This window comes from Salsipaludibacter albus (genome assembly GCF_019798055.1).
In the GTDB taxonomy this organism is placed as follows: domain Bacteria; phylum Actinomycetota; class Nitriliruptoria; order Nitriliruptorales; family Nitriliruptoraceae; genus Salsipaludibacter; species Salsipaludibacter albus.
In genome coordinates this window covers 22753-47114 of sequence record NZ_JAHOPH010000005.1, presented here as the reverse complement: position 1 = coordinate 47114, position 24362 = coordinate 22753, and the positions used below count along the sequence as shown (strand labels likewise).

General features: G+C 71.2%; 2 protein-coding genes. One reads left to right on the top strand and one right to left on the bottom strand.

Features of this window, described 5'->3' with window-relative positions:
• Positions 1–8: 8 nt before the first annotated feature.
• Positions 9–1670 (bottom strand): right-handed parallel beta-helix repeat-containing protein, encoded by a 1662-nt coding sequence (locus KR546_RS04745; protein WP_238443558.1) that lies wholly within the window; start codon positions 1668–1670, stop codon positions 9–11.
• Positions 1671–2136: 466 nt separating this feature from the next.
• Here KR546_RS04745 and KR546_RS04740 point away from each other — a divergent pair, with 466 nt between their 5' ends.
• Entirely contained in the window at positions 2137–24240 is a 22104-nt protein-coding gene (locus KR546_RS04740; RefSeq protein ID WP_238443557.1) for a choice-of-anchor D domain-containing protein, read from the top strand.
• The last annotated feature ends 122 nt before the right edge of the window (positions 24241–24362 follow it).

Sequence of the window (24362 nt, the reverse complement as noted above, 5' to 3'; positions counted from 1 at the left end):
GGACGGGCTCAGCCCTCCTCGACGGCCTGCTCCACGACCTCGCAGTCACCGGCGTCCCGGACGTCCAGCTCGGCACCCTCGACCAGCACGACCGTGCCACGCTCGTCCTCGTCGCAGACCAGCCCGTCCAGCGACCCACCCGCCGTCTCCGTGGCGATCATCGCCACGTCGCCGACGTCGGTGGCCGTCAGGTCGGTGAGCGACGGTGCGGCGCGGTCCCCGACCTGCAGCCCGATCCGCGAACCGTGCACGGCCAGGCCGGTCGCGCTGCCGGTCGCGCGGCCACCCCAGATCGCGGCGACCTCGCCGTCGATGGTGAGGTCACCGCCGCGCACGTCCGGGGCGGCGTCGTCGACGACGGCCAACCCGGCGCTGGACGACCCGCCGACCTCGAGGTCCTCGACGAGGGGAGTCGCCCCGGCCGTGATCCGCACGCCCACGTCCCGGGCGTCGGTCACCACCAGGCCCACCAGGCTGCCACCGACGGTCCCGGCGGCCTCGACGCCCGTGTCGTTGCCGGCCAGCGTCGTGCCGTCGATCTCCGGGGCGCCGGTACCGCCCATCGTGATGCCGACCGCGTTGTCGTCGACGGTTCCCCCCTCCACGACCGGGCTGGCCTGCTCGTCGATGCGCAGACCCACCTGCCAGCCGGTCACGGTCGCGTCGACGACGGTCCCGCTCGCGGCGCCGATCCAGCACAGCCCACAGCCGACGCGCTCGTCCTGTGGCCCGACGACGGTCACGTCGACGACCCGGGGGTCCGAGGAGCCACCCAGCACCACGCCGCCGCCGGTGGCGTCCTCGACCCGGACGCGTTCGACCGTGGCGAGCTCGCCGCCGCGGACCAGCCCACCCCGGGACGGCAGCACGACGACGCCGAAGCCACCCGCCCCGCTCGCGTTGGCCCGGGCGCCACGCAGCACCAGGTCGGTGAGCTGGAAGCCGCCGGCGCTGACCACGACCCCCGACGCCGCGTCGGCCAGGTTGACGACCTCGAACTGCTCCAGGGTGACGTCGCCGTCGGCCGACAGGATGAAGGCCGCGCCGTCGGCCGAGGACCGCACGACGCTGGACGCCGTCCCGGTGATGGTGATCGGACGCAGCAGGACCAGCGGTTCGTCCACGTCGACCGGCCCGTCCGGCAGCTCGATCGTCGAGCCCGACCCGACCTCGGCGATCGCCGTGACCAACTCCTCGCCCGTGGTGACCGGGCGGACCTCGGCGTCGGGGTCCGACGGGTCCAGCGAGCCGAGGGGGTCGGCCTTGAGGGTGTCCGCGACGGCCTCCTGCAGCGCCCCCTCGGCGGTGAGGTCGGCCAGCGCGTCGGCCACGAGCGGGGCCATCGTGTCCCGGTCGCAGCCCAGGTCGGCGGCCAGCGGGGCGAGCTCGCCGGCCAGGGTCGGCAGGTCGGTGTCGGGGGTGGCCGTGGGGGCCTCGCCGGGCTCGGTGGTGGTCGGGAAGCTGTCGACCCAGTCCTGCAGGGCGTCCACGATCCGCGTGGCCAGCATCGGGCAGTCCGTGGGCTCGGCGGCGAGCGGCTCCGGTCCGAGCACCTCGGGTGACCCGCTGGGGCTCGGTGAGGTCGTCGGTGTGGCGGTGGTGCCCCCGTCGCACGCGCCGAGGGTCGCAGCCACGAGCAGGAGCGCACCGAGGGCCCTGGCGGTTCGCATCGTTGCTGCCCCTCGGTCCATCGTCGACCACGGTCACCCGCGGACGCCCCCCGGGGCGTGAGCCTAGGCGCTGCCCGACGGCCCGGTCCGACGACGGCGACGGATGCCCTCCCGACTCGTCAGAATTCCTGAAGGGAACCCGTCAGCGATCCTCACTGGACAGCCCGGTGTCCACTTGCAAACATCGACATCGATGGGTTCGGCGGGGGCCGGGACCATCTGACGGGCTGGCACACCAGGAAGGGGCGAGCATGAGGTCGGTCGGGCTGTTCCGTCGACCCTCGGACGCCGTGCATGGCACGTCTCCGGCATCTCGCGTGGGACCACGGTCCCATGCACGTTCGTCGCTCGTCCCACGCGCCGCCACGGCGTCACCGCTTCCATGGTGGGGACCGCCGGGGGGGCCGCGGCGGTCATCATCTGGACTGGGGACGTCATCGAACGGCTGAGTCGGGGTCACCGGGCGATGCTGGCATTGTTCGCCGGCCTGCTCGTGCTGCCCCTGCTCGGACCGATCGGGCTCGCGTCCCCGGCTGCCGCGCCGGAATCATTCAACGCTCCGACCCTGCGTGCGCCCAGCCCGGCCGAGCTGGCCGGGGTGGCCGAGCGGGCACGGGTGTTCTGGTCCACGGTGGTCCCGCCATCGGACGCCGACCTGGTCGTCGCGGCCGTGGCCGCAGCCGACGACGAGGGCATGGCAGAACTCGACTCGTCGACCCTCGCGAACGCGCTGGCCTCGGCCCGGGCCGACTGGCAGGCGGCCGATCCCGACGCCGCCGTGGAGGGGGCGACCGCCACCGTCGGGGACCTGCCCGGCGACCAACTGGCGGCCACGTCGGGCAGCACGATCACGGTCGATGCGACGGCCGCCGGACACGGCTGGGGCGCCGATGGCATGGACCTCGCGACCGTGCTGCGCCACGAGCTGGGCCACGTCGCCGGACACGATCACGACGACGCGGGCCTCATGGAGGCATCGCTGGACGTCGGCGAGGTCCACGGGGTCCCGGCTCCGGCGCCGACCGACACGGCCGGGACGTCGGATTCCGCAGACGACGCGTCCGGGACGGAGGAGACCGGCGACGACTCGACGGCAGACGACGAGGTGGTCGAGGAGTCGGGTGGGGCGTCGGGTGATGACGATGACGCCGCTCGCGACGAGGGCGCGACGGGCGACGGCGACGCTGCCACGTCAGAGGACGCCGACACGAGCGCCGAGAGCACCACCACGGACGACGGTGCCCCGGAGGGTGACGACGGCTCGGACGACGGCACCCCCGGGGGCCCCGACGATGCCGCCGACGGGGAGGCCGACACCGACGGCTCCGGCGACGAGGCCGACACGGACGAGGGCGATTCCGACGGCACAGCAACAGGCGAGGACGGGACCGCCGAGGAGCCGGTGGAGCCGGCCGACGACGCCGTGGCGGACGACGCCGGGGCCCTGTCGGTCGACCGCGCCGAGGTCGATCTCGGCCGGGTGCGGCCGGGTGCGACGGCCACCGGTTCGCTGGTCGTCACCAACGACGGTGCGGGCGACCTCGACCTGGCAGGGGTGACGCTGGACGACCCGACCGGGTCGTTCACCGTCTCGACCGCGCCGGGTGTGCTCGCCCCGGGTGCCTCACACGAGTTCACGATCACCTTCACCGGCGGGTCGCCCGGCACCCACGACGCGACGCTCACCCTCGGTTCCGACGACCCGGGCGGCCCGACCACGATCGCGCTGACCGGGACCAGCTCGCGCTGGTCCGACGACGGGACCGTGGCGACCGCCACGGTCGACGACGGCATCCTCGACGCCGAACTTCGCCTGGACGGCGACACGGTCGGCCTGGTGGGCGCCGACGGCGTGGACGTCGCACCCGTGGACCGCGACCTGGTCGTCATGGGCTCGGCGGGTGACGACCGCCTCGTCCTGTCCGGTGCGTCGTCGCGCCGGGTCACCGTCGACGGTGGCGGAGGCGACGACACCCTGGTCGGGCCAGGTGCTGACCTCGACTGGGCGGTCTCGGGACCGGACGGCGGCACCGTCGCCGGCGTGGTCTTCGTCTCCTTCGAGCACCTGGTCGGGGCGGCCGACACCGACGACACCTTCACGATCGCCGAGGGCGGCTCGCTGACCGGGAGCGTGGACGGCGGCAGTGGCGGGTTCGACACCCTCGACGTCCGCCGGTCGGTCGGTTCGGCCAGTTCGACGGCCACGGGCCCACAATCGGGCATCGTGACACTCGACGGGGTGACCTTCACCTACGCCGGCCTCGAGCCGGTCGACGTGGCCGGGACCGACGAGCTCACGTTGACCCTGGCCGACACTGCCGACGTCGCCACCCTCCAACTCGACCCCGGTGGCCTCAAGCTCGACGTGACCAGTGGCACCGTCGAGGACCATGTCTTCGCCGTGCCCACGACCAGCCTGACCATCGACCTGGGCGAGGGGGCCGACGCACTGACCATCGACGCCGGGGTCATGGCCGCCCTCGCGGGCGTCGCCGTGATCATCCGTGGCGGTGGTGGCAGCGACACCCTGTGGCTCGACGACGACATCGCGGGTCAGTGGGACATCACCGGCATCGACGCCGGGAGCTGGACCCAGGACGACCCGACGCCGGACCTGCTCGACCTCCTCGGGCCGCCACTGTGGACCTTCGACTTCGTCGACATCCAGCACCTGCACGGCGCGGACACGGCCGACGACGCCTTCGACTTCGCCAGCGGCGCCGGCATCACCGGCAGCATCGACGACCGCGACGGCGAGCTGTCGGTGTCGGCGGCGGGCTTCGTGACGGTCAGCGGTGACCTGGACTTCGTGACCTCGTCGCGCACCGACCTCGTGGCTCGTGACGACGCCGACCTGGCAACCGACATCCCGGTGGGCGCGGCGACCGTCCTGTCGGTGTCCAGTGCCACGGGCGACGACCTCGCCGGCGACCCGGTCATCGGCCTCGTCGGAGCGGAGGTGCTGGACAACCCGGTCGGCGCGACCGGTGCGATGGGCGCCTTCGCGCTGGTGGTCATCAGCACGCTGGGCAGCGCCTGGCACACGTTCGAGGGCACGCTCCGCGACCCGGACTTCGTCGGGCCGGGCCTGTCGATCGACGCGGCCGACCTGGCGATCGAGGTCAACGCGCGGGCCGGCGACGACACCTTCCTGGACTTGTCGGCCGCGTCGATCTCGATGGCCGGCCTGACCCTGGACGCGGCCGGCCCGGTCATCGGCGCGACCACGACCGCCACGATCGACCTCGGCGGGTTCGTGTACCTGCGCGGGGACGTGACCCTGCGCAGTGGCGGGCTGCAGGTCGTCGACGTCGCGACCGGCCTGCCGGCCAACCTGTTGACGATCGCCGACGACCTGGGCGTCGGCGACTTCGCCAACCAGCTGATCGACGGGCTGCCCGCGCAGGACGAGCTCGCCGACCTCGGCCTGAACGCGAATGACCTGCACCTGGCGAACGACCTGTCGATGATCTTCAACGTGCCGGTCTCGGTGCTCGAGGTCGCGATCAGCAACGCCGCCCTGTTCATCGGCCTGAACTTCGCCTGGACGGACTCGGACACGACCGGGGTCTCCGGCGAGATCGACGAGGGCGAGCTCGACCCGGACGCGATCGGGCTGTTCGCCAACGGGATCGACCTGACCCTGCTGACGATGTCGATGCGCCTCACCGACTACCTCCTGCTCAACCGCAGGCTGCTGAAGTTCACCTCGCTCGCCGGCCACGTCGAGAACCTCGACTTCGTCGGTTGGGACGCCGTGGAGCTGACCGCCGAGGGCATCGACATCGCGGTCAACGACGGGACGTCGTGGCCCGGAGGACTCGGGCCGCCGGTCGTCGACTTCGCGACCACCTACGGCGACGCCGGCTACGTGGTGGACACGCCCGGCGGACCGGTCGCGTTCACCTTCGACGGCAACCAGCGCATCGGCGCGTCCGTGGACCGTGCCCGCTTCACCATCGACGAGGTGGTGCAGGTGGCCGGGACGGTGGCCTTCGAGAAGGGCCCGACCACCCGGGTGGACATCTGGACCGGGCTGCCCGACGAGCTGCGCGCCGCACTGACCGCGTTCGTCGACGGCGGCGGCCTGTCGACGCTGCGGGCCGCCTTCGACGCCGTCGGGGCCGGCGACGTGCTCGACATCATCGTCGATGACGACGGCACCTTCCTCGTGCCCGTGCTGGCCGCCGGCGAGGACGGCGACGACATCGTCGGCGACGTGCTGACCTTCAGCCACGACTTCGGGGTCCTGTACAACCTCGAGGTCTCGACCATGCAGGTCGGCGGCACCGACATCAGCGTCTTCCTGGGGTTCAACGCCGGGTGGCAGGACGGGTGCGTCGTCGCCGAGGACGACGCCGACACGGCCTGCGACCCGTCCACCGAGGACGGCGAGATCCAGGCGTCCGAGCTCAGCCCGGATGCGGTGGGCCTGATCGCCGAGGGGATCAGCTTCGGCATGGGGTGGTTCGACCCGACCCTGCCCGGCCTGCCCGAGATGCGGGCGATGCGCTTCGGGCTGGACACGGCGCAGATGCTGGGGGGCGGGCTGTTCACCGCCGCCGTGGGCGGCGTCGACGCCTACCACAACGGCGGTGACGCGTGGTCCGTGCTGGACGCCGAGCCCTACATCCTGTTCGAGACCAGCTTCCCCGCCATCGACGACGACGCCACCACCGACACGATCGACGAGTCGACGCCGGCCGGCTTCGCCGTCGGGACCGGTGACCCCGACGACCCGGTCCTGCTGGACTTCGAGGACCCGGTCACCGGCTTCTCCGCCGACACCGTGCTGCTGTCGGTCGGCGAGTACCTGACGATCACCGGGCGGCTGACCTTCGAGGACGGCGGCAGCCAGTCGGTCACCGTCGCCACCGGGCTGCCCAGCAACCTGCTCGACGCCCTGGCCGGCAACGCCCTGGGCGAGCTGCCCGACGAGCTCGAGGCCATCGCGACCGAGATCAAGGACTCGATCGAGGCGTTGGTCAACGCGCTGTCCGGCGACACCGAGACCGACATCGCCGACGACTGGAAGTCGATCAGCAACGTCGGCGTGTCGTTCATGAAGATGAGCGTCACCGACGGCAGCATCTTCGTGGGCTACAACCCCGGGTTCGACGGCACGGTGCTGGTCGACTCCACGAGCGGGCTGCCGTACCTGGCAGGTGACGACGGGGCGGGCGACGACTGCGCGGCGGGGACCGCCCGCAACAACATCATCGACGCCTGCGAGCTGTCCGAGGACGCGGTCGGGCTCCTGGTGACCGAGGCGAACTTCGGCATGGTGGTGGCGACCCCGTTCCTGGCCGACGTCGCCGGGCTGGACTGGGTCCCCACCTTCACGGCGATCCGGTTCACCGTCGACGAAGCCGCGCTGGTGGGCGTGCCCGGCGTGGTCGCCACGCTCGAGGGCATCGAGATCCAGGTCAACGACGGCGACCCGTGGCCGGGCGACCTCGGGCCACCGGTGATCGACTGGGCGACGTCGTTCCCCGGCGACGGGGGCGACCCCGGTTTCGAACTGGGCAACGACGTCGGGTCCACCGTCCTGCTCGACTACGACGGCAACCAGCGCATCCGCGTGTCGGTCGGCAACGCCACCCTGCGGCTGGGGGAGTACCTCCAGATCGCCGGCTCGGTGTTCTTCGAGAAGGGGCCGACGACGTTGGTGGACGTCGCGACCGGCTTCAGCACCGAGTTCCGGATCGGGCTGATGGCACTGTTCGGCAGCGAACTGCCGGCCACGTTCGAGGCCTTCCGCGATGCCGGCGTGACGCTCGTGCAGGACGCCCTGGCCGGGACCGGGCTCTACGACGAGTTCGAGGACTGGCTCGAGCTGCTGCCGGTCCTGACGTGCGACCCCACCGACCTCGCGGCCTGCAAGGCCGAGGCCGACGGTCGGCTCGCGTTCACCCCCGACTTCAAGTACCTCCTGAACGCCGAGGCCGCGACCCTGCAGGTGGGTGGCTCCGACATCTCGCTGTGGGCCGGGTTCAACGGCGCGTGGACCGACACGGGTGACGACCTGATCCAGGTCGACGAGCTCGGCGACGATGCCATCGGCCTGCACGCGACGGGGGTCAGCTTCGGGCTGGGCATCTTCGAGCCCACCCTCGGCTCGCTCCCGGCCATCGGGGACCTGTTCCCCGACTCGATGTACGGCTTCGAGGCATTCGTCGAGGAGGCCGCGTTGCTCGGTGGCGGGCTGTTCACCGGCGCGCTCGTCGGCGCCACGGTCAATGCCTACGGCGGCGAGAGCTGGGGCTTCGGCCAGGGCCCGGCCACGATCGACTTCACGTCCTCGTACCCCGAGGTCGCCGACGACCCCTCGACCACCACGGTGGACGAGGCGACGCCGGCAGGCTTCCGGGTCGACACCGGGACGGAGGGCTTCGGCAACGAACCCGTCCACCTCACCCGCAAGGGCACCCAGTTCGGCATCTCGGCCACCCGTGCGCTGGCCACCATCTCCGGCGTGGCCACCATCACCGGCGGGTTCGCCTTCCAGGAGGGCGAGTCCACCAGGGTGACCGTGGCCACGGGCCTGCCCACCAACCTCATCGACCTGATCCAGGCCGCCGCGGACGCCCCGGGGTCGCTCGGAGCCGCGGCACAGGGCCTGGTCGACGCGGCCAAGGACGTGATCGACGACTTCCTCGACCTGGTCGGCGGCGGCACCGCGATCAGCGACGACTACGCGACCATCACCGACCTGCTGGTCAAGATCCTGCGGGGCGGGATCACCAACGGCAGCCTGTTCCTGGGGGTGAACTCCGGGATCGCCGCCACGCTGGTCCGCCGCACCGGCGACGACGGCGAGGACTGCGACGGCTCGCTGTACCTCGCGGCCGACATCGACTGCAACGGGATGGTCGACCGGGACGAGCTCGGCGAGGATGCCATCGGCCTGTTCGCCACGGGGGCCCAGATGGGCTTCGTCGTCATGACCCCGGCCCTGGCGTCCTTCACCGGGCTGGACTGGATCCCGACGTTCCAGGCGCTGAAGTTCCACGTCGACGAGGTGTCGCTGGTGGGCGTGCCGGGGATCACCGCGACCTTCACCGACGTCGACGTGTACATGAACACCGCGGAGTCCTGGCCCGGTGGCCTGGGGCCGCCAGTGGTCGACTGGGCGACCACGTTCCCGGCGATGACCGACGACCCGACCACGCCCGACGACGAGTCCGACACCAACGGCGATGGCGTCGGTGGCGACCCGATGGGCTACGCCGTGGCCACCGGCGAGGGCAACGACCCGGTGTGGATCGACTTCGACGGCAACGAGCGCATCGGCCTGACCATCGGTCGGGGGCTGCTGCAGCTGGGCGACTTCGTGTGGCTGAGCGGGACGTTCGGCTTCGAGATGGGTCCCGCCCACATCGTCCAGGTCGCGACCGGCTTCCCGGCCGACGTGGCCACGCTGGCGGGCGACGTCTTCGGTGACCTGCTCGATGCCCTGGGCACCACGCCGAGCTACACCGACGACGGCACCGAGGACGGGGACGTGTGCGACCCGATCACGGAGGACCCGTGCCTGCGCGTGGTGCCCGACGACGGGACTGCGATCTCCGACGACCTGCAGTACCTGCACAACGTGGAGGTCACGTCACTCGAGTTCGGCGCAACCGACGTCACGCTGTTCCTCGGGGTGGCGCCCGGGGGACTGGACGCCGGTGACGACCTCGACCTGACCCGGGCCGAGGTGGAGGCGGCCGACTCGGTCGGCTTCTACGGGACCGGCATCGACTTCGGCTTCGCCATCTTCACGCCGACGGGCACCGGACTCGATGCCCTGTCGGCCATCGACGGCCAGCTCCCCCGCTTCTACGCCCTGTCGGCTGACGCCGACCTGCTGGAGCTGGTCGGCGTGCCGGGCATCACCCTGGCTGCCAAGCAGGTACGCGTGGAGGTCAACAACTCGACCGGCTGGCCCGGCGGGGCGAGCGCCCTCATCGGCACCCCGGTGATCGACTTCGCCCTGAGCTGGCCGGCGGTCGACGACGACGCGGGCACCGCCGACGTCGACGAGTCGGATCGCAACGGCGACGGGATCGTGGACGACCCGGCCGGCTACGACGTGGTCACCGGTGGCGCCCCGGTGTGGTTGACCTTCGACGGCAACCAGCGCATCGGGGGTGGCGCCGAACTGCTGGTCGTGGGCATCGCCGAGTTCGTGCACCTGCGCGGGTCGGGCTACTTCGAGCTCGGCCCGGCCTACACGGTGCCGGTGGTGCCGGTGGTGGCCGAGGACGTGCTCGAGGCGGCGCTCGACACGCTCGGCTTCGCCGGCGATCTGCTGGACGTGATCCTGGGCGACGAGGGCGACGACGGCGTCCGACGCAAGCAGGTCAGCTTCTTCACCCTGGGGTTGGCCGACGTCTACGCCTTCATCGGCGTGGGCGGCCCCCACTGGACCACGGTCGACCCCGACGACCTGACCACCGACATCGCCTTCGAGGCGCGGGAGGGCACGGGGGCGGACTGCTCGGCCGACGACGACCCCGACGACGGCGTCTCGGCCAACGAGGAGAACCCCGACTGCCGGTTCGTCGCCAACGTCGAGGCCGTCGGGATCGCGGTCAGCGACCTCGACGTGGCCCTGGCGATCGGCACGCCGACGTTCGTGGCCGACCCCATCCGCTACATCACGCTGCGTGCGAGCGTCGACGTGGCCGAGCTGGTCGGTCTCTCCGACGTTGGCGAGGGCATCACCGCCAGCCTCCGGGGCATCCAGGTCGAGGTGAACATCGCGACCCCGCTGCTGAGTTTCGTCCCGGTCCTGCCGGTCATCGACTGGGAGCAGTACGCGACGGACAGCGGGTGCACGGCGAGTGACCTCGGTGCCGACGTCGTGGTCGTCACCGAGACCTGCCAGCCGTTCGCGATCCGCACCGGGGCGCTGGACGACGACGGCGAGGACGTCGTCGAGCTGCTGCTCTACGACGGGGTGAAGGTCCGTGCCGCCGTCCGGCTCGTGACCCTGGACATCTTCGGGATCATGGTCGTGCGCGGGTCGCTGGCCTTCAACCTCGGACCCGGCGGCGACGTCACCCTGGTCGACGGCTCCAGCGTCAGCGACCTGGTCACGATGACCCTGGCAGGTCTCGACCTGTACGCGTTCGTCGGCATCGGCGGGCCGCACTGGACCACGGTCGACGACGTCGCGACCAACGACCTGGTGTTCGAGCCAACCGACGACGCCCCGGCCGGGACCGACTGCTCCGCCGACGACGACCCCACGGACGGCGTCACCGCAGCCGCGTCCAACGACGACTGCCAGCTGGTGACCAACCCCGACGCCATCGGCTTCGCGCTGTCGAACCTGGACTTCGCGCTGTTCGTCGGGGTCGGGATCAGCACGGCGGACGCCGGCGTGTTCCTGGCCGCCGAGGTCGACCTGGGTGCGCTGGAGGTCGTCGGGATCCCCGGGTTGACCGCGTCCGGGACGCTCGGCCTGCAGCTCAACCTGGGCTTCGCTCTGACCTCCGGTGGTGCCAGCATGTCCGGCATCAACTTCCTCAGCAGCTTCACCTACGAGGACGCCGGGGGCGTGGAGCAGGCCGGCCTGGCCGTCGACACGGGCTCGGACCCGATGATCCTGGCCTTCGACCGGACCTTCCTGAGCATCGAGGCGGCCGGGTTCCTGCAGATCCATGACCTGGCGCGCATCGACGGACTGTTCGCCCTCGGGCTCGACTTCGACGCCGGCAACGAAGAACTGCGGCTGTTCGCACTCGGCGAGATGACCATCGGGCCCGACATCGGTTCGTCCGACCCGCTCGTGCAGATCGGTGCGGTCGGGGTCATCATCCTCAACTCGCAAGGCGTCGCCGCAGACTTCGGCATCAACCTCTCGCTCGACGTTCCCCTCCTGGAACTCACCGTTGATGCCCGACTCATCTTCAACTCCACCGGGTTCGACCAGGAAATGCGCCTGCCGGACCGGCTCCTGGAGTACATGAACGGCGTGGGCAGCACGGCCGACTGCTCCACCGATGACAACCCGGACTGCTCCATCGCCGGCGCCGACAGCCTCGTCGCCTCGGTCCTCGCCAGCCTCGTGGTGTGCGAGGGGGACCCCTCCGACGCCGAGCCCGCCTGCTACCGGATCGACGCTCGGGCGCCCCGCATCACCTCGACCGTCGACGGTCGCATCGGTGCCGACGAAGGCACCATCGGAGCCCTGCTGCGCCAGGACGGCTACGACGACGGCGACATCACCTGGACGGCCTGCGGCGGGACCGACGAAGACGCCTGCGGGGCCTACGTGGTGGTCGTGCTCGCCGGCGACATCAACATCGCGGGCTTCGCGACGGCCACCGGCCTGGGTGCGGTGGCGGTCAGTGGCGATCGTTTCGAGCTGGTGCTGGCCGTTGAGTTCATGCTGGGCGTGTCCGAGACCGTGGGGCTGTCGGTCGACGCCCGGGCGGTGGCGTCGATCTCGTCCGAGGGCCTGCAGTTGTCGGCCCAGATCGACATCGACGCCGACCTGCTGTCGGTGTTCACGCTCGACCTCGGCGGCACGCTCACCATCGACACCCGCGCGGGCCACGAAACATTCATCCTGGCCACGTCCGGCTCCGTCGACGTGCTGTCGGTCATCGAGATGTCGGGCTCGGTGGTCATCTACGTCGGGGGCGAGCTCGGCGAGGACCAGTGGTACGTCGGGGCCAGCCTGTCCGCCGACTTCGGACCGCTCGAGCTGTCGGCCTCCGGGTTCATCGCGTCCTGGGGCAGCTTCAAGTTCACCCTGACCGGGCGCGTCGACCTGACCATCGCCGGGACCGGCATCGAGGGTCGCCTCACCGCGCACGCGTCGTACTGCCTGCGCTCGGGTGGCGACACCTCCAAGACCTGCCGCGACGACCTGTCGAACTACTACGACCGCGACAACCAGGTCATGGAGCCGTTGCCGGCGGCCCTGCTCGCCGACCTGCAGGCGCTGGGCCAGCCCCAGGTGGACGGGTCCCTGCCCGACGGCGGCCGGACCTTCCTGGCCTCGGTCGAGGGCAGCGTCAAGGTCAAGATCCTCGGCATCACCCTGGCGGGGGTCGAGGTCGAGGTGTCGGTCAGCGGCGCGCTGGGCTCCTCCGTCAAGGTCAAGGCACGGTTCACCGTCGAGACCCTGTTCGGCGACGTCACCAAGACCGTGACCATCGCCACGTTCACGCTGCCCGACAGGCTGATCAACGCCGACATCCCACCACCCAACCTCGCCGAGCTGCAGCCGGACGGCACCCTGCTGCTGAACGTTGGTGACCGCGGGAACCGTCGCACCGTCTCGCCGAACGCCACCGACGAGGAGTACGAGGTCTTCCTGCGGTGCATCGACCCGGACCTGGATGGCCCGCTGCCCTGCGTCGACCACTACGTCGTGTCCGCGTTCGGCCGGACCGAGGCCCACCTGGCGAGCGCCGTGACCGACATCGAGGGCCGCTTCGGTGAGGGCAACGACTCGCTGGTCGTCTACCCCGACGTGACGGCCCCGGTGCTGGCACACGGCGGCACGGGCGACGACCGGTTGGCGGCCAGCGGGTCCGGGGCGGCCACCCTGTACGGCGAGGCCGGCAACGACATCCTGATCGGTGGCTCGGCCAACGACACGCTGGTCGGGGGCACCGCCGACGGCTGCACCGCGGACTGCAACGACGACGACTTCCTGGACGGGCAGGGTGGCGTCGACACGATGATCGGTGGCGACGGCGACGACGTCTTCTTCGGCTACGGCTCGCAACTGGCCGGCGAAACCCTCGACCCGGGCCTGGGCTACGACAGCCTGGAGGTCGTGGGGGCCCTGACCAGCGAGACGATCGTCCTGTCGCTCAACGACCAGGGCACGACGGACACGTCCGACGACGACCTCGAGCTGTCCTACGACGGCGCGACGCCGCTGGTGCTCACCGGGCTCGAGTACCTGTTGCTGCGTCTGCAGGGCAGTGACGACCTGACCCTGACCGGTGCCGTCGACAGCGTGGGCCTCCAGGACCTCGTCATCTCCTCGGCGCCGTACCAGGCCCAGGTGCTCGCCACGCAGGCCGACCGGGACGAGTGCATCGCGTCGCTGGGCGCGGGCGAGACGGAGGCCGACTGTCCCACGGTGGGCGAGGAGATCGTCCCCGAGACGATCAGCGAGGACACGGTCACGCTGAACCTGCTGGGCACCGACGACACCGTGCTGGTGTCCGGAGCCATGGAGGCGGCCCCGCCCACGCTGTCCCAGGGCGACGGCGTGTTCGAGGTCGAGGTCGCGACGCCCGCCGACGTCCCGACCCTGCGCGCGGAATGGATCGGCCACATCACGTTCGTCGTGGCCAACACCGGCCTGGTGGTGGCCGCCGCGACCCCCGACCACGACACCGTGACGATCAACACCCTGGGTGGCGCCGACGACATCGCCGTCACCAGCCTGCTCACGGACCTGACCATCGACCTCGGGGCCGGTGCCGACGAGGTCGTGGTGGGCAGCGCCGCCACGTGCGACGCCATTGCCGGGACCTGCTCCAACCCCAGCGGCGTCGTGTCGACGATCGACGCCCCGCTGGACCTGGACGGCGGCACCGGCACGGACTCGCTGGACGTCGACGACACCAGCGACACCAGCGGCGACACCCTGCTGGTCACGAAGACGCTGCTCGACGGCCTCGACCTGCACCCGGACGGCATCGCCTACACCGGCTTCGCCACGATCGACGTCCGGCTGGGCAGCGGCGGCGACACGATCGACGTGCAGGGCACGTCGGGCGTCACCACCATCGAGGCGCGTGGTGGCAACGACATCTTCAACGTGTCGTCCGACGCCGGCACGAACGCCGGCTCGCTGGTGGACATCGACGCCGACCTGGTCCTCGATGGCGGGACCGGCACGTCGGACCTCGCCACGATCAGCGACCGGGCCGACACCACCGGTGACACCGGCTCCCTCACCAACGACACGTTCACCGGCTACAGCAACGGCGACATCACGTACCTGGCCCTGGAAACGCTCAACCTCGACCTGGGCAGCGGCGACGACCGCCTGACCGTGGTGTCCGTCCACGGCGGCGTGACGACCATCGACCTGGGCGCCGGCGCGGACGACCTTGCGCTGCAGAGCGCGCCGACCGGGTCGACCGTGACCATCCACGGCGAGGCCGGCGACGACGACGTCGAGCTCGGCAGCCTGTCGGTCGCCGACGACGGCGGGGCGATCGCCACCGGCGGGACGATCGCGAACATCGACGGAGTCGTCACCATCGACGGTGACGCGCCGCAGGCCAGCGACCGGTTGTGGCTGGACGACACCGGCAACGGTGGTGGCACCGCCGGCACGATCACGCGCTCCACCATCACCGGGTTCGGCATGGCCGGCGGCGTGACCTACCGCGACGTCGAGCACCTCCAGGTCGCGCTCGGCGATGGGATCGACCTCGTCGACGTCACCAGCACCAACGGCCCGGGCAACACCGACGCCGACAGCGAGACCGACACCACGCTGTTGCTGGGCGGTGGCGACGACGTCGTGGACGTGTCCAGCACCGGGAGCCCGACCGGCGGCACCGTCAACACCATCCTCGGGGCACTGACCATCGACGGGCAGGGTGGCAGCGGTGCGGGCGCCGGCGACACGGTCAACGTGTCCGACTGGGCTGACGGCGCCGACAACACCGGTGAGCTGACCAGCACCCTGCTGACCGGCCTCGGCATGGGCGCCGACGGCATCACCTACGCCGGGCTGGAATACCTGAACATCCGGCTGGGCACGGGCAACGACACGTTCGTCGTCCACTCGACGCATGCCGGCGAGACCGGCCTGTGGACCCGCGCCGGCAACGACACGGTCGACGTCGGCGGCAGCGACCAGACCATCGACGACGTCGTCGGCCTCCTCGACGTCGACATGGGCACCGGAGACGACGACCTGACCGTCAACGACCAGGCCACGGCGACCGAGCAGGTCGGCACGGTGACCGCGTCGACGGTCGAGGGCCTGGGTGCCACGATCGACGCCAACAACACCGCGTCGGACCGCGTCAGCGTCCTCACGATCGAGCACGGATCCTACGGCGACGTCGTGCTGACGATCGACGGCAACGACGCCACGTTCGCACTCAACGCCACCGGCGCCGAGGTCGCCGCCGCGATCGTCGCCGCGCTCGGGGCGAGCCCGGGCGAGGTGCTCGTGTCGCGCACCAGCCTGATCCGCCTGGACGGCACGACCTTCCGGATCACGTTCACCGGGGCGCTCGGCGGCGCGGCCGGCCACGACCTGGGTGCGATCACGGTCGACACCTCCGGCCTGGTGCCGCTGGACGCCGCCGTCGCCATCGCCGACCGGGTCGTCGACGGCTCCACCGGGCGGATCGCGTACACCGGCGTCGAGACGCTCGAGGTCAACCTCGGCAGCGACACCGACCACGTCGAGCTCGCCAGCACCGGCGCGGTCACCACGATCAACGGCTGGGCCGGCAACGACGTGCTGGACGTCGAGACGATCGACCACGCCACCGAGGTGTTCGGCGGGACCGGCAACGACTCGCTGCAGGTCAACCTGTTCGCCGGCACGCCCGACACCAACGACATCGACGCCGACCTGACCCTCAACGGTGGCAACGACAGCGACACGTTCTTCGTCCAGCTGTCCAGCACCGACGAGTCGTTCGTCACCGTCGACGACAGCGGCAGCAGCGGCATCGACGACCTGGTGGTCCAGGGAACCGACGCCGACGACCTCGGGGAGGGGGGCGACGATCAGTTCCTCCTGCGGGCCGAGCTCGTCGCCCTGCTCAACGGCTTCGTCGACGTGGAGACCGGGTGGGCCAGCGCCGAGTTCGTCTTCTACGGAGACGGCATCGAGAACCTGGTCGTCCGCACGCTGTCGGGCGACGACAGCGTGGCCCTCGACGACACGACCGTGGCCACGACCATCGACCTGGGAGATGGCGACGACTCGGTCCAGGTCGGCCAGCTGTTCGGCGAGGCCTGCCTGGACGGCTTCGACACCGGCATCCCGGAGGGTCCGGGCAGCGACGCCTGCTTCGACCCGCAGTTCGTCCCGCCGTTCCTGCTGGACACGACCCAGGGGATGCTGTCCAACGGCATCTCGGAGTCCACGACCGTCAACGGTGGCGCCGGCAACGACCTGATGCTGGTGTTCCGCAACCGGGCCGTGCTGACCCTCAACGGCGAGGACGGGGACGACACGTTCGTCATCCGCACCTTCATCGAGGAGGACTCCGAGACCCAACTGGTCGCCGGCGCGGGCGCGGACACGATCTCCTACGCGATGAACGCCCCGGTCAACGTCAACGGTGGCGACGGCTACGACCGCCTCTACATCATCGGCACCGAGGCCGACGACGTGTTCGTGGTCACCGCCGATGGGGTCTACGGCGGTGGCCGCTTCATCGACTTCGCCGCGATCGAACTGCTGGCCGTCGACGCCGTTGAGGGCAATGACCGGATCCACGTCCTGTCCACCGACGCGGCCGTCGCCGTCGAGGTCTACGGCGGGCTGGGCAGTGACACGATCGAGGTGGCGTCCAACCTGGTGCCCACCGTCATCGGCGAGGACGGCAGCACGACCTACGCGCCGGTGTACGTCCCCGCGGACGACCTCGTCGGCCACAGCGCGCTCGTCGTGCACGAGATCGAGGAGGGCATCGGTGCGGGCACGACCATCGACGGCGTCGCGGCCGAGGTCGTCGACGACGACGAGGCGGCCGTCCTGCTGATCGAATCGGACGGCTCGACGGTCGTCACCGAGCGCGCCAGCGGCTCGACCGACGACTTCGTCGCCTGGCTGACCGACACCTACCAGGTCCGCCTGACGAAGCGTCCGGACAGCAAGGTCCGGATCGACGCCCTCACGGCGATCCTCACCAACGACCAGATCAACAGCGCCTTCGGCCCGGAGTTCAACGTCGAGCTGTCGCTGACCGGTGCGGACGGCACGTGGGACACGCGTGGCATCGTCCTGGTCTTCGACGAGACCAACTGGTGGCTCGCCCAGACGATCCACGTGCGTGCCGTGATCGACACCGGCCGGGAGGGTGACCGCACCACGGCGGTGCGCCACACCGTCGAGGGCTACCTGGACGGTGTGGTGGCGGCCGGCTCCACGGCCACGACCCTGCTCACGGTGGACACCTCGGCGTTCCTGCTCGACGGTGTCGTCCGCGACCTGTCCGGGCTCACGCTCGTGCTGCGCCGCGCCGGGGGCGACGAGGAGCTCTACGAGATCGCGTCGAACACGGCCGGGTCGATCACGGTCGTGGGGGGCTTCGACGACGGCATCGCCCCTGCGGCGCTGGACACGTGGGAGGTCCGCGGCGTCGGCGAGTACGACGCGGTCGTGCTCAACGACCTGTTCGTGCGCATGCTCGACGACGACGTCGAGGAGGTCGTCGCGGTCGAGTCCGGCGTCGGCACGACCGTCAGCGAGGACGGCACGACCATCGACAGCTACCAATTGGGGCTGACCGGCACGGGCACGACCGAGGTCGAGGTCACGATCGACCTGCCCGCCGGCATCTGCGTCGCCGTGGACGGCGGCGCGATGCAGTGTGACGACGTGACCGTCGCGCTGACGCCGGGCGAGGTCGTCACCATTGTCGTCACCGCCGTCGACGACGACATCGTCGAGGGCTTCCGGTTCTCGACCATCCGCCACCTCGTGGCCGGCGGCGAGGTCGGCGTGCTGGTCGTGGGCACGATCGACGACGACACCCACCCCGACGACGTCCAGGTGATCATCGAGGAGTCCGACGGCGCGACCGTCGTGACCGAGGGCGTCGACGAGGACACCGACGGGCCCGTCACCACCGACTCCGACAGCAGCGCCCAGGTCCTCGACTCCTACACCATCCGGCTGAGCGGCACCCTTGCCGCCGGCGAGACCGTGACCGTCACTGCCCGGTCGATCCCGACGCTGACCCAGGTCGACGACGGCACGGACCGGATCACGCGGGAGGCGGTCCAGGTCGAACTGCGGTTCCGCCCGGTCGGTGGCGGTGTGTGGTCCGCGTGGGCGCTGTCGCACGAACTCGTCTTCACCGTCGCGAACCTCGCCACCGGGTTCGAGGTGCAGCTGCGGGCCGTCCAGGACGACGTCGTCGACGGTCGCATCCTGCAGGCCACCGCCGAGGCGCCGGCCCGCGTGAACCGCATTCAGGGCGCGCTGTACGTCGACGGCGGACCGTCCACCTTCGGCTACCCGCTCGCCAACTTCACCCCGGTGATGCTGCCCGGCGAGTCGAGCCCCGACCTGCGGATCACGCCCAACTCGTCCTACGACGTGATCGAGCAGAGTGCGGTCGACACGCTGGTCGTGCACGACGAGGACGACGTCGCGGACCAGTCGCTGGACGTGACCACGGCCAGCGCCCAGACCTCGACGCTGTCCGACGGCTTCCACGACTACCTCGACAGCATCGGTGCGGCACCCGACGGCAACGAGTCGGTGACGGTGAGCCGGTACGCCCTGCTCGGCCTGGGGATGGGCCCGCGAGGCATCGAGTACGACGGCATCGAGGCCCTCGACGTGCTGCTCGGCTCGGGCGTGGACACCGTCGAGGTCGTCACGACCCACGTCGGCACCACCACCATCCGCGGCCACGACGGCGACGACGTCGTCACCGTCCGCGAGATCCTGGGCCACACCCGCATCCTCGGTGGCGCCGGCGACGACACCGTGACCGTCACCGATGACGCCGGCACGCTGGAGTCCATCGACGCGCAGCTGCTCGTCTCGGGCGAGGGTGGCGACGACACCGTCGTGGTCGACGACAGCGGCGACGATCGCAGCGGTGCTGGCGACGACGACACGGGGACGCTGACCCAGACGAGCCTGGTCGGCTTCGACATGGTGTCCACCACCGTCGACGACCTGTTCTCGCTGGAGTTGTCCGCCGACGTCACCGGCTTCCGCATCCGGATCCAGGCCTTCCGGGCCGCGGGCACCCTGGACGTCGACGACCCGGGCGTGGACATCGACCAGTGGGTCGACATCACGGACGCGGCCATCGCGGCACTCGTGGCGATCGGCCAGACGCCGTACGGCGACTACCGCTCGTACGACGGCGCCACGGTCGTCGACGGGCTGGACGGATACCTCTTGGCCGGGTTGATCCAGCAGGCGCTGTTCCCGTACCTCGAGCCGCTGCCGGCGGACGGCTACATCGTCAACGAGGACGGCACGCTGGCGCTGGACGAGGATCTCAACCGCCAGTGGGTGCTGCCGGACGGTTCGATCGACGACGACCGCTACCTCAAGACGGGCTGCGGCCGGCTGGGGACCACCGGCGAGCGTGACAGCCGCTGCGCGAACAGCGTGTACGTGTGGGAGTCCGGCGAGCGGGTCGGCGAGCCGGGCAGCATCCGCGTCCTGCTGGTCGGTTTCCAGGGCGAGCTCGCCGGCCTGGACGTCACGTTCGAGGTGGTCGCCGAGCACACGGCGGGCCAGCCGACCGGCACGTACGCGACGGACCTGCTGCGCACCGACGGCATCACCTACGACACCCTCGAGACGCTCGACATCCGCCTGGGCGACGGCCACGACCGGTTCAACGTCCGCGGCACGCTGGCCACGACAACGCTGCTGGACACCGGTCCGGGCGACGACGTGGTGTACGTCTCGGACGCCGCCGCCAGCTACGCAGACCAGGGCGACACGCAGGTCACCGGTGACGAGGTGGAGGGCTTCGAGGGCGCGATCGGCTCCGACCCGGCCGAGGACCTCGAGGAACTGCACGAGCGCACCCTGCACGGCACGGTCAACTACGACGACCGGACCTACGTCGGCACGCTCGACGAGGTCGACGGCGACCTGGTCATCGAGGTCGGCACCGGCTCCAACACGCTGGCCGTGTCCGACCACCAGAGCGCCGTTGCCGACACCGGCTTCACGATCAGCGCCGACACGATCGCGGGGCTGGCCGACGGGACCATCACCTACGGCACGACAGGTGGCGACGTCTCCGGCCAGGGGTTCTGGACCCGGGGCGCCGACGTCGGCATGTTCGGCCGCGGCATCACGGTCCACCTCGGCACCGGCGCCGACGTCGGCACAGTCGAGTCCGTGCTCGGTGGCGCGATCGACGACTCCCCCCTGCAGGTGCTGATCACGACCGTGTACGGCAACGACGGCGACGACACCATCATGGTGGACGCCCCCGACGTCGCCGAGGCGCGATTGGTGGTGTACGGCGACGACGGTGACGACACCGTCGACGGAACCGACGCCTCGCTCGAACTGATCATGTTCGGCGAGGACGGCCGGGACGATCTGCAGGGTGGCAGCAACGACGACGTGCTGTTCGGCGACGACGGGCGCGTGGTCCTGTACCGCGACGTGGCCACCGACGGGCTGGGCGCCGTGTACGACGTGGTGCTGGGCGGTGCACCGGTCGACCTGCCGGCGGCAGTGGTTGCCGGTGGTAGCACCCTGGCGGATGCCGACACCTACGCCGACGACGGCGTGTTCGAGACCATCGACGTGCTGTACACGCTGTACCCGCAGGCTGCCTGGACCGAGCGTGACCGGGCCGACGTCGTGCGTGGTGGCGCCGGTGACGACGTCCTGCTCGGTGGGGTCGACGGTGACGCGCTCGATGGCCAAGCCGGCCGTGACGTGGTGCTGGGCGACCGCGGGATCCTGACCCGCAACCTCGGTGGCGCCGCCCCGACCATCCGCACCCTGGCCGGCACGACGCTGGCCGGCGGGGTCACCACCACCCACCGGGTGGACCCGCTCGGCACCTGGCGGTGGACCATCACGCTGCTCGACCACGACGCCACGATCCAGGCCGGCGACGCGACCCGCTGGGGTGACGACATGGCGGCCGGTGGGGCGGGCCACGACCTGGTGTTCGGCCAGCTCGGCGACGACGTGCTGCACGGCGACGGGGTGCTGCTCACGCTCGCGGGGGGCCCGTGGACCATCGTGGCGGCCACCGACCCGAGCACCGACGGCGACGACCACGTCGAGGGCAACGGTGGCGACGACGTCGTCCATGGCGGCCTGGGACGGGACTCGATCATCGGTGGCAGCAGCGACCTGTTCGGCCTGGTCACCCGCGCCATGCGCCCGGACGGCAGCGACACGATCTTCGGTGGCAACGGCGACCACGCGACCCGCAACGACACGGCCGCGGGCCTGGACAACGGCCGGGACGCCGACACGATCGTGGGTGACAACGGCAACGTGTTCCGGATCGTCACGGCCGCAGGGGGCTTCGCCACCTTCACCTACGTGGCCGACGTGATCCCCACGGTCGCCGTGAAGCTGGACTACACGCCCATCGGGGGGGCCGGCTACTGGTTCGTGGCGGACCCGGCCGACCCGGCCACCGCGACCTGGGTGGTCGGCACCGGGACCAACATCGGTGCCGCCGACACCATCCACGGCGAGTCGGGCGACGACGTCGTCCACGGCATGACCGGCGACGACGTCCTGTACGGCGACGCCCACGACGACGACCTCTACGGCGGCGAGGGCGGCGACTGGATCTCCGGTGGCGCCGGCACCGACGGGATCATCGGCGACGAGGGGTACGTCCTGACCGCACGCAATGGCACGGCCGAGCCACTGCACGGACGCCCCGCCACGACCGAGGACGAGATCGCCCCCAGCGGGGACAAGCTCGACACGACGATCTACGCGACCGGACGTCTCCGCAAGACGGTGGAACTGGACATCGCGATCACCGGCGCGACCTTCACGACCTTCCGGATGGGCGCCAACGACATCCTGTACGGCGGTTGGGGCAACGACTTCGTCCACGCCAACGAGGGTGACGACTTCCTGTCCGGCGCCGAGGCTCCCGACCAGGTGTACGGCGGGGCCGACTACTTCGACGACCCGTTCGCCTTCCTGGACGCGGTGTACGGCCCGGACCAGTACGACGCCGCGTGCGGTGGCTGCCGCGACGTCCTCCAGCACGGCTTCCGGCCGGGCGAGTTCCGCTGGTACGACGAGAACGACCCGCTCGCCCGCATCGAGGTCGAGGCGGCCGGCGGCGGGACCGTCTGGTTCCTGGGCGACGTGGTGCCGGAGAACGTGGCCGGCGGCGGCGACGGCGACGACCGCCTGTTCGGCGACGGCGGGTTCGACTGGCTGGTCGGTGGCACCGGCGCAGACTGGATGTTCGGTGGCTGGGGCGACGACCTGCACGACGGCGACGACGACAAGACCACCAACGGCGGCGCCAACGACGTCGTGGACACCCCGGACCCGTCGACGAGCTACGCAGACGTCAGCTACGGCGGCGCAGGTCGTGACATCCTGATCGGCAATTCGGAAGACGACCGGATGTTCGACTGGAGTGGCGAGTTCAACAGCTACTGGGTCCCCTACAACCCCTTCGGTCGCGGTCCGGTGACGCGGAGTCCGGCGCCCCACATCGAGGCGTTCCTGCTCGCCCTCGGCACGGCCGCGGGCGCCGACATCACCCGCTGCGCCGGCAACACCCTGTGCACCGGTGGTCGCAACGGCGAGCCGTTCGGCGAACTGGGCATGGTGCTGCAGCAGGATGCCGCCTGGGGCGACCAGAAGGGCTCGCCGGACGACCCGCAGCCCGGCAACAAGGGTGGCAAGAAGGGCCTGGCCACCACCGCTGCCGCCGCGGACCCCGTGACGACGACCCTCTCGTCGGACGACCTGGATCGTCTGGTCGCCGCCGCCGTTGCCACCTGGCGGTCTGCGGGGGTCGACGTGGCGGTGCTGGAGGGGCTGTCCGTGGTGCTCCGGGACCTCGACGGCGCCTCGCTGGGGTTGGCCGACGGCGCGACCATCGAGCTGGACACCAACGCCGCCGGGTGGGGTTGGCACGTCGGTGACGGCCCCGTGGTCGAGGGGTCCGTGGACCTCCTGACCGTGCTCCTGCACGAACTGGGCCACGTCCTGGGGCTCGACCACCAGGATGGTGGCGTGATGGCCGCCGTGTTGGCACCCGGCGTGCGCTGGGTCCTCGACGCGGCGTCGGTAGCCCCCCCGGCCGTCGACTCGTCGACGTCGGGGACGACCCTCGGGACGGCTGCAGGTCTGGCCGGGCTCTCCGCGACACGCGAGTCAGTCGATGCGCTTGCGGCGACGAGCAGCATGTCCGTGCAGGGCTCCTTCGCTGGGGGCGTGACGGCGGGCATGGCGGCGCGCGACCTGCGTGTGATGCCCAAGTCGCGCGAACGCCAGGACCGGGCCGGCGAGGTGGCGACGGTCGTGGCCACGACGGCCACGGACGCGACCTGGACGGCAGGTTCCGGGGTCGGGGGTGCCACGTGGCAGGGAGCCGTCCGGTCCCCCGGAGCCACCGACACCACCAGCACAGGGCCGGTCCTCGCCGTTGCCGTCGGTGGCGACCTGTCGTGGGTGGCGGGCGACGCGGGGCTGCCGCCCATCGTGGCGGTGCACGCCGTCGCGGGCTCGTTCGACGGCTGGGTGGTCCGGGCCGCGGCCATGCCGGCAGTCGTCGAGGCGGTCGCCGTTGGGACCGGGGCGAGCGGGACGCTCGCTGTCGTGCTGACGATGGTGCTCCTGGTCGGGGCGCTGCTGCGCAGGCGGACGCGTCCCGCGACCGGTGAGGTCGGATCGGCCTGACGGGCTGGCGCGGGTCGGCCTGACGGGCTGGCGCGGGTCGACCGTGCTCGCGGGACCGTTCCGGTGCTGGGGCCCCGCGGGGTCGTTGTCCACAGCAGGGTCGGCGCGGGTCCCGCCTGTTC